At 64.9% G+C, this 13,675-nt stretch carries 11 protein-coding genes and 3 tRNA genes; 13 read left to right on the top strand and 1 reads right to left on the bottom strand.

Going from position 1 to position 13,675, the window contains the following annotated elements:
- Positions 1-42 precede the first annotated feature (42 nt).
- The 11 genes from uvrC (at position 43) to NG900_RS08010 (ending at position 9,785) form a co-directional block, all read left to right on the top strand.
- Positions 43-2,004: an excinuclease ABC subunit UvrC gene (uvrC, locus tag NG900_RS08060; RefSeq protein ID WP_252678932.1), complete on the top strand. Its 1,962-nt coding sequence runs from the start codon at positions 43-45 to the stop codon at positions 2,002-2,004.
- A 67-nt stretch (positions 2,005-2,071) separates the two neighbouring features.
- Positions 2,072-2,647 carry a CDP-diacylglycerol--glycerol-3-phosphate 3-phosphatidyltransferase gene (gene pgsA, locus NG900_RS08055; protein ID WP_252678930.1) on the top strand — a complete coding sequence of 192 codons (576 nt, stop codon included), beginning with the start codon at positions 2,072-2,074 and terminating at the stop codon, positions 2,645-2,647.
- 133 nt (positions 2,648-2,780) lie between these two features.
- Positions 2,781-2,856 (top strand) — tRNA-Gly (locus NG900_RS08050).
- Positions 2,857-2,909: 53 nt separating this feature from the next.
- Positions 2,910-2,985, top strand: a tRNA-Gly gene (locus NG900_RS08045).
- A 92-nt stretch (positions 2,986-3,077) separates the two neighbouring features.
- Positions 3,078-3,151: transfer RNA gene (locus NG900_RS08040), tRNA-Cys, on the top strand.
- A 496-nt stretch (positions 3,152-3,647) separates the two neighbouring features.
- The gene (locus tag NG900_RS08035; protein ID WP_252678928.1) at positions 3,648-4,361 is read left to right on the top strand and encodes a response regulator transcription factor; all 714 of its coding nucleotides are present in this window, start codon (positions 3,648-3,650) and stop codon (positions 4,359-4,361) included.
- Positions 4,345-6,024, top strand: a complete 1,680-nt coding sequence (locus NG900_RS08030; RefSeq protein WP_252678926.1) for a FecR domain-containing protein — start codon at positions 4,345-4,347, stop codon at positions 6,022-6,024. Before NG900_RS08035 ends, NG900_RS08030 begins: the two co-directional genes overlap by 17 nt.
- Positions 6,017-8,350, top strand: coding sequence for a CHASE2 domain-containing protein (locus tag NG900_RS08025; RefSeq protein ID WP_252678924.1), 2,334 nt, complete (start codon positions 6,017-6,019; stop codon positions 8,348-8,350). Before NG900_RS08030 ends, NG900_RS08025 begins: the two co-directional genes overlap by 8 nt.
- A gap of 198 nt (positions 8,351-8,548) precedes the next feature.
- Positions 8,549-8,749: a hypothetical protein gene (locus NG900_RS08020; protein WP_252678922.1), complete on the top strand. Its 201-nt coding sequence runs from the start codon at positions 8,549-8,551 to the stop codon at positions 8,747-8,749.
- Between the two features lie 34 nt (positions 8,750-8,783).
- Positions 8,784-9,491, top strand: a complete 708-nt coding sequence (locus tag NG900_RS08015) for a response regulator transcription factor (RefSeq protein ID WP_252678920.1) — start codon at positions 8,784-8,786, stop codon at positions 9,489-9,491.
- A 42-nt stretch (positions 9,492-9,533) separates the two neighbouring features.
- Positions 9,534-9,785, top strand: a complete 252-nt coding sequence (locus tag NG900_RS08010) for a GlsB/YeaQ/YmgE family stress response membrane protein (protein WP_252678913.1) — start codon at positions 9,534-9,536, stop codon at positions 9,783-9,785.
- A 305-nt stretch (positions 9,786-10,090) separates the two neighbouring features.
- Here the strand turns inward: NG900_RS08010 and NG900_RS08005 are convergent, their stop codons facing one another.
- Positions 10,091-10,846: a FadR/GntR family transcriptional regulator gene (locus NG900_RS08005; RefSeq protein WP_252678912.1), complete on the bottom strand. Its 756-nt coding sequence runs from the start codon at positions 10,844-10,846 to the stop codon at positions 10,091-10,093.
- An 86-nt stretch (positions 10,847-10,932) separates the two neighbouring features.
- Between NG900_RS08005 and gudD the strand changes: the two genes are divergently transcribed.
- Positions 10,933-12,303, top strand: a complete 1,371-nt coding sequence (gene gudD / locus NG900_RS08000; protein WP_252678910.1) for a glucarate dehydratase — start codon at positions 10,933-10,935, stop codon at positions 12,301-12,303.
- Positions 12,304-12,374: 71 nt separating this feature from the next.
- Positions 12,375-13,670, top strand: a complete 1,296-nt coding sequence (locus NG900_RS07995; RefSeq protein ID WP_252678901.1) for an MFS transporter — start codon at positions 12,375-12,377, stop codon at positions 13,668-13,670.
- The last annotated feature ends 5 nt before the right edge of the window (positions 13,671-13,675 follow it).

Below are 13,675 nucleotides of genomic sequence, written 5' to 3'. Positions count from 1 at the left end.
GCAGCTTGTTCTACACTGGCGGCCTCTGATCCTGCGAACGCCATGTCGTCCGACCCCACGCAACCCGATCTCCCCAAGACGCCCGAGCGCGCCGAGTCCAGCCCGCCGGAATTCGATGCGAAAGCGCACATCGCCCGCTTGCCGAACCTGCCGGGCGTGTACCGCTATTTCGATGTGCAAGGCAACGTGCTCTACGTGGGAAAGGCGCGTGACCTGAAGAAGCGCGTCTCCAGCTACTTCAACAAAACGCTGCTGTCGCCGCGCATTGCAATGATGGTGGCGAAGATCGCGCGCATCGACACCACCGTCGTGCGCAGCGAGGCCGAGGCGCTGCTGCTGGAGAACAACCTCATCAAGGCGCTGGCCCCGCGCTACAACATCCTTTTCCGCGACGACAAGTCGTATCCGTATCTCAAGCTCACGCAGCATGCGTATCCGCGCATGGCGTACTACCGCGGCGCGACGGACCGCAAGCATCAGTACTTCGGCCCGTTCCCGAGTGCGCATGCGGTGCGCGAGAGCATGCAGATCCTGCAGAAGGTGTTCCAGCTGCGCACATGTGAAGACACCGTCTTCAACAACCGTACGCGCCCTTGCCTGCTGCACCAGATCCATCGCTGCAGCGGCCCGTGCGTGCAGGCGATCAGCGCGGAGGACTACGCCCGCGACGTCGCCAACGCCGCGGGGTTCCTGCTGGGCCGCCAGGACGAAGTCATGCAGACGCTGCAGGACAAGATGCAGCGCTATTCCGAGGCGCTGCAGTTCGAGCAGGCCGCGATCGTGCGTGACCAGATCGGCGCGCTGTCGACGGTGCTCAAGCAGCAGTCGGTGGAAGAGGTCGGCAACGCCAGCGACATCGACATCCTGGCCGTGGCCATCAAGGGCGGCCACGCTTGCGTGAACCTGGCGATGGTGCGCGGCGGCCGGCATCTGGGCGACAAGGCGTACTTCCCCACGCATGTGGAAGAGGGCGCCGCCATTGTCGGCGTGGACGTCGAGGCTGATGCCGAGGCGGCAACGGAATCGCCACGCGATGCCGAACGCATGGCCAGCGACATCCTTGAGGCCTTCGTCGCGCAGCACTATCTTGATCAGTTCGTGCCACCGGTGCTGGTGGTCAGCCACCCCATTCACGCCACGGAGTTGATTGACGCGCTGGCCGAACAAGCCGGGCGCCGCGTGTCCGTCGTGCGTCAACCGCAGGGCGGGCGCCGCGCCTGGCTGGAGATGGCCGAGAAGGGCGCCGAGCTGTCGCTCATGCGCAGGCTCTCCGAACAAGGCAGCCAGCAAGCCCGCACGCGCGCGCTGGCTGAGACCATCGGCATCGACCTCGAAGACCTCGCCGCATTGCGCGTCGAATGCTTCGACATCAGCCACACCGCCGGCGAGGCCACCCAAGCTTCATGCGTGGTCTTCCACGGCCACGCCATGCAGAACGGCGAATACCGCCGCTACAACATCCAGGACATCACCCCCGGCGACGACTACGCGGCCATGCGCCAGGTGCTTACGCGTCGTTATCAGAAGATCGTCGAGCAGGCCGGCGAAGACACGCCCAACATGCCCACCATCGTGCTGATCGACGGTGGCAAGGGCCAGGTGGAGGTCGCGCGCCAGGTGTTTGAAGAACTCGGACTCGACATCGGCCTGCTCGTTGGCGTGGCCAAAGGCGAGGGTCGCAAGGTCGGCCTGGAGACGCTCGTCTTTGCCGATGGCCGTCCTTCGCTGGAGTTGGGGCAGGGCAGCGCCGCGCTGATGCTCGTCGCGCAGATCCGCGATGAAGCGCATCGTTTCGCCATCACCGGCATGCGCGCCAAGCGGGCCAAGACCCGCAACACCTCGCGTCTGGAAGAGATCGAGGGCATCGGTGCCAAGCGCCGGCAGCGGCTGCTGGCGCGCTTCGGCGGGCTGCGCGGCGTGATGGCTGCGAGCGTCGATGAGCTGGCCACGGTGGAGGGCATCTCTCAGACCCTGGCCGAAGAAATCTACCGCCAGCTGCACTGATCGGCGACAATGCCGCATCTTGCCGCGCGGGCTGGGGCTCTCGCGGCAGTCGTCCTCCCGATTTGCCATGCCTTTCAACTTCCCGATCCTCCTGACCTGGCTGCGTGTGGCCATGATCCCGCTGGTGGTGGGCGTGTTCTACGTGCCGGACACCTGGATGGCGCTGCCCGCCAAGAACCTGACGGCCGCGGTGTTCTTCATCGTTGCGAGCCTGACCGATTGGTTTGACGGCTTCCTCGCGCGCCGGTGGAACCAGACCTCGGCCTTCGGCGCGTTCCTCGATCCGGTGGCAGACAAGCTGATGGTGGCGGCCGCGTTGCTGGTGCTGCTGGCGTTGGGTCGCGTGTCGGACGTCATCGCGCTCGTCATCATTGGCCGCGAGATCACCATCTCCGCCCTGCGCGAGTGGATGGCGCAGATCGGCGCGTCCAAGAGCGTGGCCGTCAACTTCCTCGGCAAGCTGAAGACGACCTTCCAGATGATCGCGATTCCGCTGCTGCTATTTCAAGACAGGCTGCTCGGCGTGATCGACGCGCAGGTGTGGGGCACGTGGCTGATCTACGTGGCGGCGGTGCTCACGCTGTGGTCGATGGCGTACTACATGAAGCTCGCGTGGCCGCAGATTCGCGAGCGCGCAAAGTGAGCCTCTAAAAACTTCTTGCGCAAAGGTGTTGACGAGCCAGATTCTTTTTTGCCATAATCTCGTTCTCGTTGCAGCGATGTGACGAAACGGTCTGGCAGCACAAAGGTTGTACGGCAGTGCTGGTAGCCAAAATGCGGGAATAGCTCAGTTGGTAGAGCGCAACCTTGCCAAGGTTGAGGTCGCGAGTTCGAGCCTCGTTTCCCGCTCCAGTTTGAAATGTGTGGCCGTGTTGGAGTGTTGGCGCGGCGGCATAACCGGTTACGCGGGAATAGCTCAGTTGGTAGAGCGCAACCTTGCCAAGGTTGAGGTCGCGAGTTCGAGCCTCGTTTCCCGCTCCAATCCCGAAGGGAAGCCATGCTTCCCTTTTTCTTTATCGGCACGGCACAGACGCGGTTCGCTACGAATTGCTACAATGCGGTGCTGAACCCCTGGCGGGGTAGCAAAGTGGTTATGCAGCGGCCTGCAAAGCCGTGTACGCCGGTTCGATTCCGGCCTCCGCCTCCAGAACGTCAAGAAAAAAGCCCCGATTCGTTCGGGGCTTTTTCGTTGGCGCGCGATATCCGTTTCCGATCCTGGTGCTCGCGTGCTGATGTCCCATGCCGGTGACGGGGCGCCCAAGCGGCTGAATCCAGGGCAGCGTATAGCCGGTACACCTGCTATCCAGTCGACCGGTTCCTATACTTTTCAAACGCGTGTGTCTTGTAATGGCGCGATGAAAAATGATAGAACGCCATAAAAACCCGGCTCCGCGCTTAGGTTTTCACAATTGTTTGCAATATGACAAGAGCGGCCTTTTAGGATGAGTTGTGCTCAAGTCAGCATGCGAAACGCGCTGGCTGGGCGTAGGTAAGGTCTTGCGCGGGAGGTTGGAGCCGCGCCGGAGGTGACTGGCGGATCGAACACGATGCGCCGGTCCGGGACCCCGATCACAACGACAAGGGAGTGAGCCGGCATCCCGCGTAGCGATGGCCGGCCCCGGTACGGGGAAAGGGCAGTCCAGATGGCGATACGAATTGCCTCGGTAGAAGACAACCAGGCGCAGTCGGAGTTGATTCGCGAGATCCTGGTTTCGTCCGGATACGAATGCGAGTGTTTCAGTAACGGCGATGCCTTCGTCAAGGCACTGCGGGATCGCACGTTCGATCTGCTGCTGCTCGATTGGCAGTTGCCCGATATCAGCGGTATCCAGCTTGTAAGCTGGGTGCGGCAAACGGTTGGCCCCGCGCTGCCGGTGCTGTTCCTGACCAATCGTTCGCTTGAAGACGACGTGGTGCGCGGGCTGGCCGCCGGTGCAGACGATTACGTCATCAAACCAGTACGCCGCGCCGAACTGGTAGCGCGCGTGGGTGCGCTGCTGCGACGCGCAGCCCCGCGCACGAGCGAATCGCTGGAGCGTATTCGCGTGGGCCCGTATGCGGTGGACCCAGTGGGCCGTGTACTCACACTCAACGGCTCCCAGGTCGAGCTGTCGCCGCGCGAGTTTGACCTTGGGCTCTACCTGTTTCGCAATGTCGGCAAGCTGGTGCCGCGCGAGCTCATTGAGCAGGCGGTTTGGGGGCGCAGCATCGGCCCTGATTCGCGCACGCTGGCCACGCATATCTCCAAGCTGCGACTCAAACTCGATCTCAATCAGAAGAATGGCGTGCGACTGGTCTCGGTGTATTCGCATGGCTATCGGCTGGAAACCACGCAAGAAGATGGCGAAGCAAGCTGACGCAATTTGGAGTGGTTCGATTGGACGCGCCGCGTTTGTCGGCGCGTTCATTGTTTTTGGCGGTGCGTGGCAGTGCGCCATGGCACAGCCTTCCGGCGCCGACGGCACGGATTTCCTCTACCGCGTGCAACAGGGCGACACGTTGATCAGCCTGGCAGACCGCTACATGGATGGTGTGGAAGGCTGGCGCCTGCTGCAGCAGCGCAACCGCGTGGCCAATCCGTACCGGTTGCAGCCGGGTTTGCTGCTGCGCATTCCGTTCGATCGCATTCCGGTGGTGCCCGCTACGGCGCACGTGGTGTTTGCGCGCGATGCGATCACCGAGGGCAAGCCGCTGCAAGCCGGCATGAAGCTCGCGGAAGACGCGCAGATTGATACGGGCGACAAGGGTGCCGTCACGCTGGCCTTCGATGACGGTACGCGTGTGACGGTGCCGCCTGGCAGCCGCGTGGCGCTGTCGCGCGTGCGGGCATTTGCGCGTGCCGGGCTGATCGACGTGCGCGTGCAGGTCAAGCAAGGTGAAACCGAATCGAGCGTCTCGCCAAAGAAGACGGGCGTGGGCCGCTACGAAATCTCTACGCCGGCACTGGTAACGGGCGTGCGTGGCACGCGTTTCCGCGTGCAGGCGAGCGACTCCGCGTCGACAAGTTCCGTGCTGGAAGGCGAGGTGGCCGCGAAGGCGGGGCGCCAGTCGCAGGCCATCAAAGCGGGGTTTGGCGTGCAGGCGTCGGGCGGGCGGCTGAAGCGCGCGACGCTGCCTGCGGCTCCTCGGCTGGATGCGATTCCCGAGCTGGTGCAGACGCCGTGCTTTCGCGCGACGTGGCAACCGGTCAAGGGGGCGGTCGGATATCGCGCCGCCGTGGCGCGCGATGCCGCGTTGACCGAACTCAGTGCCTATCAGTCCGCCAAGACGCCCGGTGCCAACCTGTGTGGCGATGAGGATGGCGACTACACGCTGGTCGTACAGAGCATCGATGCGCTTGGGCTGACCAGCAAGTCCGCCACGCGGCCGTTTACCGTGCGCCTGCATCCGGAGGCGCCTTACACGATCCAGCCTGCCAACGGCAAGACCTACCGTAGCGGCGAAGTGGCATTCGCATGGGCCGTCGTGTCCGATGCTAGGAGCTACGACATGGAAATCGCCGGCGCGCAGACGTTTGCATCGCCGGTTGTGCGGCAGCATGGCCAGGATGTGCGGGTGAGCAAGCCGCTGGATACCGGCACATGGTGGTGGCGCGTGCGCTCGGTGGCCGCCGATGGCAAGACCGGCCCGTGGAGCGATGCGCTGCGCTTCCGTGTGCTGGACATCCCGCCGGATGCCGTGCCGACGGCCGGGGTCGATGCCGGCAATGACGGCAAGCTGCACGCCCACTGGTCTGCGTTGGCACCTGAGCTGGCGGCATCTGGTGCGCGCACGCGCGTGCAGCTGGCCAGTGAGCCGACATTCGCCACGCCCATCGCCGATATTGTGAGCGAAGGCACCGAGGCCGCCATTGCGCAGCCGCCGGCTGGTGTGTACTACATCCGAACGGGCGTGGATCTGGGCGATGCGCCATCGGTGGTCTATGCCAAGCCGCAACGCATCGACGTTGGCGCCTTCGTCGGCGACTCCAGGCACAGCCCCGTGCAGAGCGGTGGCGGCAATCTCCTGCTCAATGACTGAACACGCGCCCGCCGTGCCAGCCGTGCGACGCCTTGGGCTGCGCTCGCTGGTGGAGTGGGTCGTGCTGGTGGCGGTGGCTGCGTTGCTCACGGTGGGGGCGGTGCACTGGAGCTTGGTCACGCGGCTCGATGCGGCGTTGTACGACACGGTGATCACGCTGCACGGGCACGCACCGCGGGACGACATCGTCATCGTTGCGATTGATGATCAGAGCCTCGACGCGGTGGGGCGCTGGCCGTGGCCGCGCAGCCGCCTGGCAGACCTGATCGCACGCGTGGGCCAGGCGCGGCCGCGCGCCATTGGCGTCGACATTCTGCTGATCGAGCCGGATCTCGCGCACCCCGAAGGCGATCGCGCATTGACGGCCGCGATCACGCAGGCGGGGCATGTCATCCTGCCCGCGTTGCCCGAGCGCACGGAGCAGGGGCGCGTGTACCACTATCCGTTCCTTGGGATCAACGCCACCGTTGCGCATATCAATGCCGCACCCGATGCGGACAGCGTGGTGCGCGGGGTGTATCTCGCCGAAGGGCCGCGCGCGCATGTGCTCGACCATCTTGCGGTGCAGCTCGCACGGCAGGCGCCGCGTCCACCGGCTTCCGTGCCGGCGTTGCTCGACGCCGAAACCGATGCCGGCGGTTGGACACGGCAGGCCCCGGTTCGCCTCAACTTTGCAGGGCCGGCGGGCACGTACCGGCATGTACCCGCGTTGGATGTGCTCAATGGCCGCGTGGCGTCAGATGCCTTTGCCGGCAAGCTGGTGCTGATCGGGGCAACGGCCTCGGGCGTATCGGATATTTTTGCGACACCGTCGTCGCGCACGATGAGCGGCGTGGAGGTGCTGGCCAACGCCACGCAGACGGTGCTCGACGGTAGCGCCATCCTGCCGGTGCCGGCCGGCGTGTTCTGGGCGATGACGCTGCTGCCCTTGCTGATGACCGCGTGCGCGGTGCGGTGGCTCACCCCGCGCATGGCGCTCGCTGTATCGCTGGCAGGGGCTGCGGTGTTGCTATTGGGTGCGATCGGCACGCTGGTGTTTGCCAATCGCTGGTTGCCGCCGTTTGCGGCGCTGGTGGGGCCGCTGGTGCTGTATCCGCTCTGGAGCTGGCGTCAGCAGGAGGCGGCACTGCGCTTTCTGCGTGACGAGATGCAGCGTCTGACACGCGAGCCGGGCCTGCTGCCAGACGCCACCCCACTGGCCCGCACCGGCCGCACGCTGGGCGCGCACATGGACGCCGTCGCTTCGCTCACCGACAAGCTGCGTGGCCTGCGCCGCTTCCTGGCCGATGCGCTGGAAAGCCTGCCCGACGCCACGGTCATCTGTACCCACGATGGCACGATCCGCCTCGCGAACGGCCGCAGTGCCGACCTGGCCCGTCAGTTGGCGCCGCCGGGGCAGACCCGTGCCGCCACGCTGCACGACCTGCCGACCTTGCTGACGTGCGCGTTTCCCGACCCCACGCCGGGCGAGCACTATTGGGCGCGCTGGCTGACCGACCCGAGGGGGCTCGAGCCCGCGGAACTGCAAACGCACGACGGCCGCTCATTGCTGATGTACGCCGCTGCGTTGCGTGACGACGCAGGTCGCCCCATCGACATCATCGTGAGCTTTGCCGACATCACGCCGGTGCGCCGGGCGGAACGCCACCGCGAAGAGGCGCTGCGCTTCATCTCGCACGACATGCGCTCGCCGCAGAGCGCCATCCTCGCGTTGATCGAGCTGCAGCGCGATGCCTCGCGCGCGCTGGATCGCGAGGTGCTGCTCTCGCGCATCGGTCAGTTGTCTTCGCGTACGCTGGAACTGGCGGATGCCTTTATCGACATGGCGCGCGCGGAATCGCAGGCATTGAAGCTGGTGGATGTGGATCTCGTCGGCCTGGTGCTCGATGCAGCCGACGAGGTCTGGCCGCTGGCGAATCAGCATCAGGTGGAAGTGCGCGTGGTGGCCGATATCGAGGCACCGGTGCGCGGCGAGCCGCGCCTGCTGGTGCGTGCGTTGGTGAACCTGCTCAACAACGCCATCAAGTTCAGCTCGGCGGGCTCGGTGGTGACGGTGTCGGTCGAGCAGGACGAGACGATGTTCACGGTGGCGGTCGCCGACCAGGGTGCCGGCATCGCCCTGGCCGATCAGCCACGGCTGTTCCAGCCGTTTCACCGCCTGCATGAGGGTATGCCCAATGCGCCATCGGGCAGCGGACTCGGCCTTGTGTTCGTGAAGACGGTGGTCGATCGGCATGGCGGTCGCATTGCCGTACAGAGCACGCCGGGACTGGGCTCCACCTTCACGCTGTGGCTGCCGCGCGGGCCGCATCGCCACGACGCCTGACGCCTGCGCGGATGACTGTCAGGCGGGCAAGCCCACTGCGTCATTTTCACTTTGTGTTTGCAATCATTTGCAATCGGGGGGCAAGGGCGCCCTACAGTTCAAGTGCCGACCTGCACAGCATGCACCGGTGAACAACCGGTCGAGAGACGACGGCACCTGGGAAAAAAGCCGAGCAACGACACCTCCGAGGCGCCACGTATGTTGAGCCAGACCGCAACCGATGTGCTGAGCGAGTGCGATTACGAGCGTGTTCGCGTGCAGCTGCATCACGCCCTGCATGGCGACGGGAATCCGCCGCGGGGCGAGCGTCTCTGGCTGGCTGGTCGGCATATCTCCGTGTGGCACGACGAGGGTGGCAACGCAAGCCTTTCGCGACCCGACCGCCACGCCACCGCTTGATTGCACCGCGCGCAGCCATCCACGAAACCGAGCCATGAAAGTCGGTCTGATCGATACGCATCTCGCTCGCCAGCAGGCGATCCACTCCGCGCTGCAGCCCACGCGCTTCGAATGCGTGCCGCTGTTTCTCTCCCGCCAGGTGTTTGAAGCCATCGACGTGCACGGCATCAACCTGCTGATGGTGGGCACACAGGCACACGACATGCCGGGCCTGTCCCTGGTGCGCACGGTGCGCGATCGCGTGGGCCCCGGCATGGCGATTGTCTACCTCGCCGATGGCCAGGCCGATACCGAAACGGCCGATGCGCTCAACCATGGCGCCGACCTGTGCTTCCAGGGCGATATCCGTCCACCTGAACTGCTCGCACGGCTCGATGCGCTGATCCGCCGCTTTGCGGTCAGCCGGGCGGTGCGCGCCTCCGAGATCCAACTGGGCCCGTACACGCTTGACCGGCAGAACCGCTCCATCCGGCTGCGCGATGCGTTGGTGTCCGTGCACGCGCGCGAGTTTGAGTTGGCGCTGCTGCTGTTTGCCAACGCGGGGCGCGTGCTCTCGCGTGCCGACATTGAACTGGCGCTCTGGGGCCGAGAGCTGAGCCCGTATTCACGCACGCTGGATACGCACGTCTCGCGGCTGCGTAAGAAGCTGCTGCTCGGCGCCGAGAACGGTTTGCGCCTGCGCGCGATCTATGGGCAGGGCTTCTGCCTGGAGCGCGTGATGGACCCGGTGGCCGTCGACTGACGCGCTCTGCGTTGCCGCGTTGATCCTCTTACGGAGCGCGCCATGCACCTGCTTTGTATGACCGTCCTCATCGGCTTTCTGGCTGGACTCGTCGCGCGCTGGATTACGCCCGGACGCGGGTTCAGCGGTTTTCTGCTCACCATGATGGTGGGCATTGCAGGGGCGCTGACAGCGAGCTTTTTCGGCCAGTTGCTGCGCTGGTATGAGCCGGGGCAGTCGGCGGGGTTTGTCGGCTCGGTGATCGGCGCAATCCTCCTGCTGGCCGGCCATCATCTGGTGGTTCGGGGGCGCTAGCTGCGTCGCGCCACAATAAAAAGCCCCGCGCACCGGGGCTTTTTTTTCGTGGGAAAGGGAAGGACGCCACCGAGTTGTCGTCGCCCAAAGAAAAGCCCTGATGCTCGGGACAAGCATCAGGGCCAAGAAGGCCGCGGCTCTCTCTTCCGCGACCGGAGCGCACCCACGAGGGGTCGGTGCATCCTCAGGTTACGTGGCTGAGCACGCGCAAATGCAAACCTTTATCAACACGGGTGATGGTTGGTTGCACGGGATTGCCGTCTTTTGATGGGACGTCGTACAACTGGACCGCTGCACGCGGGGATTCAGCCCGGGGTTTGCGGCGTCTGCTTGGCCGCCGCTTCGTGCGCGCGGCGCAGCCGTTCGCGGCTGTTGGACAGGTGCATGCGCATGGCGGCGCGCGCGGCTTCCGGGTCTTTGCGCGCAATGGCCTCGAAGACGCTGTGATGCTCCCGGTTGACGGTGGCGCGCAGTTCCGGTGCGTTCAAGTATCCAACCTGCGCCAGCCCCATCCGCGTGCGGGGGATGAGCGTCTTGCCGAGCTGCGCAAGGGCGCCCACGAAGTGCTCGTTGCCGGTGGCGCGGGCAATGCTCAGGTGGAACTGCAGATCGGACGTGGCGCTGTCGTTGCCGTCGGCCTGATCCTGCTCGATGGCTTCGAGCGCGGTGCGCAGGGCATCGATCTCAGCAGGCGTGATGCGTTGCGCGGCCAGGCCAGCGCATTCCGTTTCAATGGCGACGCGCAGTTCCAGCATGCTCAGGATGTCGTGCAGCGTGGACGCATCGCCCAGCGGGATGCTGTTGTCAGCGCGCGGCGGCAGCACGAAGCTGCCAATGCCGTGGCGCGTTTCGATCAGCCCCTTCGCCTGCAGCCGCGAAATGGCTTCGCGGACCACGGTGCGGCTCACGCCCAGCGCTTCCATCAGCGCGGATTCTGTCGGCAGCTTGTCGCCAGGGCGGAGGGACTCGGTGGCGATGCGCCCCTTGACGTGGTCCACCACCACGTCCGCCAGGCTTTGAGTACGGCGCACAAGCGTTGCGGGGCTGCTGGCGGTGGGCATGCGGTCTCCGGGTGGTGCGGGTTTACCAGGGGTGGATCGGTAGGGGTGTGTCCATTATAGTCGCCTTCCATGTTGTACGACGACTGATGACATACGTGAAGACCATGGATCACCCAGCCTCCGAAACCCCGACTCGCACGCCGCACGTCACCCGCCTCCAGGTGATTCCCGTGGCGGGGCGCGACAGCATGCTGCTTAACCTGAGCGGTGCCCACGGCCCGTTCTTCACGCGCAACATCGTCATCCTCGAAGACTCCGAAGGCCACATCGGCGTAGGCGAAGTGCCGGGCGGCGAGGCCATCCGCAAAACCATTGAAGATGCGACACCGCTGGTGGTCGGACAACCCATCGGTGCCTACAACAACGTGCTCAACACCGTGCGCCGCCAGTTTGCTGACCGCGACGCCGGTGGCCGTGGTCTGCAGACTTTCGATCTGCGTACCACGGTGCATGCGGTGACCGCGCTGGAAAGCGCGCTGCTTGATTTGCTGGGCCAGCACCTCGGCGTGCCCGTGGCGGCCTTGCTGGGGCAGGGCCAGCAACGCGCCAAGGTGCCGGTGCTCGGATACCTGTTCTTCGTGGGCAACCGCAAGCATACCGACCTCGATTACGCCGACGGCAGCGACGCTACCGACGACTGGACCCGCCTGCGCCATGAGGAAGCGCTCACGCCGGAAGCGGTGGTGCGCTTGGCCAAGGCGGCGTATGCGCGCTACGGCTTCAAGGATTTCAAGCTCAAGGGCGGCGTGCTCAGCGGTGATGACGAGATGGTCGTGACCACCGCGCTGGCCGAGGCGTTTCCCGATGCCCGCGTCACGCTGGACCCAAATGGCGCGTGGTCGCTGGCCGAAGCCATTCGCCTGTGCCGCGACAAGCGCGACGTGCTGGCCTACGCCGAAGACCCGTGCGGCGCCGAGGGCGGCTACTCCGGTCGCGAGGTGATGGCCGAATTCCGCCGCGCCACGGGCCTGCCGACAGCCACCAACATGATCGCCACCGACTGGCGCCAGATGGGGCACGCCATTCAACTGCACTCGGTCGACATTCCGCTGGCCGACCCGCACTTCTGGACGATGCAGGGCTCGGTGCGCGTGGCGCAGATGTGCGACGACTGGGGCCTGACCTGGGGCTCCCACTCCAACAACCACTTCGATATCTCGCTGGCGATGTTCACGCACGTGGCCGCAGCCGCGCCGGGCAACATCACCGCCATCGACACGCACTGGATCTGGCAGGACGGTCAGCGCTTGACGCGCGAGCCGTTCCAGATCGTCGGCGGCGAGATCGATGTGCCGGCCAAGCCAGGCCTGGGCGTGACGATCGACATGGACCAGATCGAAAAAGCGCACGCGTTGTACAAGCAGCACGGCCTGGGCGCGCGCGACGATGCGATTGCCATGGGCCAACTGATTCCCAACTGGAAGTTCGATAACAAGCGCCCCTGCATGGTGCGCTGAGCTGACGCGGCGGCACGTTGCATATCGTGTCGCTTGCACACATCAATAAAAAAGATGTTGGAGACGAAACCGTGAAGACCATTAAGGGCTTGCGCTGGTGGATCATCGTGCTGGTGTGTCTGGGCACGATCATGAACTACCTGGCGCGCAATTCTCTGGGTGTACTGGCGCCCACGCTCAAGGAAGAACTTTCCATGACCACGCAGCAGTATGGCTACGTGGTGATGGCGTTTCAGTTCGGCTACACGCTCATGCAGCCGGTGTGCGGCTTTATCGTCGACTTGATCGGCTTGCGCATCGGCTTTGCGCTCTTTGCTGTGTTGTGGTCGTTTGCCGGTGTGCTGCATGCGGGTGCGACGGGGTGGCTGTCGCTGGCGGGCTTCCGCGCGTTCATGGGGTTGACGGAAGCCGCGGCCATTCCGTCCGGCATGAAGGCGGTGGCGGAGTGGTTCCCCGACAAGGAAAAATCCGTGGCCACGGGCTGGTTCAACGTGGGTACGTCGTTTGGGGCCATGCTGGCGCCGCCGTTGGTGCTGTTCCTGTCGATGCGGCATGGTTGGCAGTCCGCGTTTGTGGTGACGGGCGCGCTGGGCTTCTTCTGGGCGGCGCTGTGGTTTGCGTTTTATCGTTCGCCGCAACAGCATCCCCGGTTGTCCAAGGAAGAGCTGACGAAGATCAGAGACGGGCAATTGCGTTCGGCGGGCGACAAGCCGGCTGAGAAGCGCTCGATCGGCAAGATCATCGGTGCGCGCCGTTTCTGGGCGATTGCGCTGGCGCGTTTCTTTACGGAACCCGCGTGGCAGACGTTGAGCTTCTGGATCCCGTTGTACTTCTTCAAGGAGCGCGGCATGGATCTGAAGCAGATCGCCATGTTTGCGTGGCTGCCGTTCCTGGCGGCAGACTTGGGCGGGATGGCCGGCGGCTACCTGTCGCCGTTCCTGATGAAGTTCGGCAAGCTGCCGCTGATCTGGTCGCGCGTGGGCGGTGTGGTGCTCGGCGCGTTGATGATGATCGGCCCGGCATGCGTGGGCTTGGTGGCGTCGCCGTACACGGCCATTGCGCTGTTCTGCGTGGGCGGCTTTGCGCACCAGATGATCTCCGTGTCGGTCAACACCCTGAGTGCGGACGTGTTCGACCCGCAGGAAGTCGGCACCGCCAATGGCTTTACTGGTATGTCCGGCTGGATTGGCGGCCTGGCCTTCACCGCCGTGGTGGGCGCCTTGGCCGACACGGTCGGCTATGGCCCGCTGTTCGGCCTGCTGGGTGCGTTTGACGTGATTGCTGCCGTGCTGCTGATCGTGCTGATTCGCGGCCAGTCGGCGGAAGAGCGTGCTGCGCGCAAGATGAATTTGTCTGCTTCAAATTGAGCTGA

The sequence above is a fragment of the Ralstonia soli genome (genome assembly GCF_023955655.1).
Lineage (GTDB): Bacteria > Pseudomonadota > Gammaproteobacteria > Burkholderiales > Burkholderiaceae > Ralstonia > Ralstonia soli.
Note: the sequence above shows the minus strand (reverse complement) of the source record. Positions and strands in the feature narration are given on the sequence as shown.

Excerpts from the sequence above, each read along its gene's own strand:
- NG900_RS08025 (WP_252678924.1), top strand. The coding sequence starts at position 6,017 with ATGACTGAACACGCGCCCGCCGTGCCAGCCGTGCGACGCCTTGGGCTG.
- NG900_RS08030 (WP_252678926.1), top strand. The coding sequence starts at position 4,345 with ATGGCGAAGCAAGCTGACGCAATTTGGAGTGGTTCGATTGGACGCGCC.
- NG900_RS08010 (WP_252678913.1), top strand. The coding sequence starts at position 9,534 with ATGCACCTGCTTTGTATGACCGTCCTCATCGGCTTTCTGGCTGGACTC.
- NG900_RS08005 (WP_252678912.1), bottom strand. The coding sequence starts at position 10,846 with ATGCCCACCGCCAGCAGCCCCGCAACGCTTGTGCGCCGTACTCAAAGC.
- NG900_RS08020 (WP_252678922.1), top strand. The coding sequence starts at position 8,549 with ATGTTGAGCCAGACCGCAACCGATGTGCTGAGCGAGTGCGATTACGAG.
- NG900_RS08015 (WP_252678920.1), top strand. The coding sequence starts at position 8,784 with ATGAAAGTCGGTCTGATCGATACGCATCTCGCTCGCCAGCAGGCGATC.
- uvrC (WP_252678932.1), top strand. The coding sequence starts at position 43 with ATGTCGTCCGACCCCACGCAACCCGATCTCCCCAAGACGCCCGAGCGC.
- gudD (WP_252678910.1), top strand. The coding sequence starts at position 10,933 with ATGACATACGTGAAGACCATGGATCACCCAGCCTCCGAAACCCCGACT.
- pgsA (WP_252678930.1), top strand. The coding sequence starts at position 2,072 with ATGCCTTTCAACTTCCCGATCCTCCTGACCTGGCTGCGTGTGGCCATG.
- NG900_RS08035 (WP_252678928.1), top strand. The coding sequence starts at position 3,648 with ATGGCGATACGAATTGCCTCGGTAGAAGACAACCAGGCGCAGTCGGAG.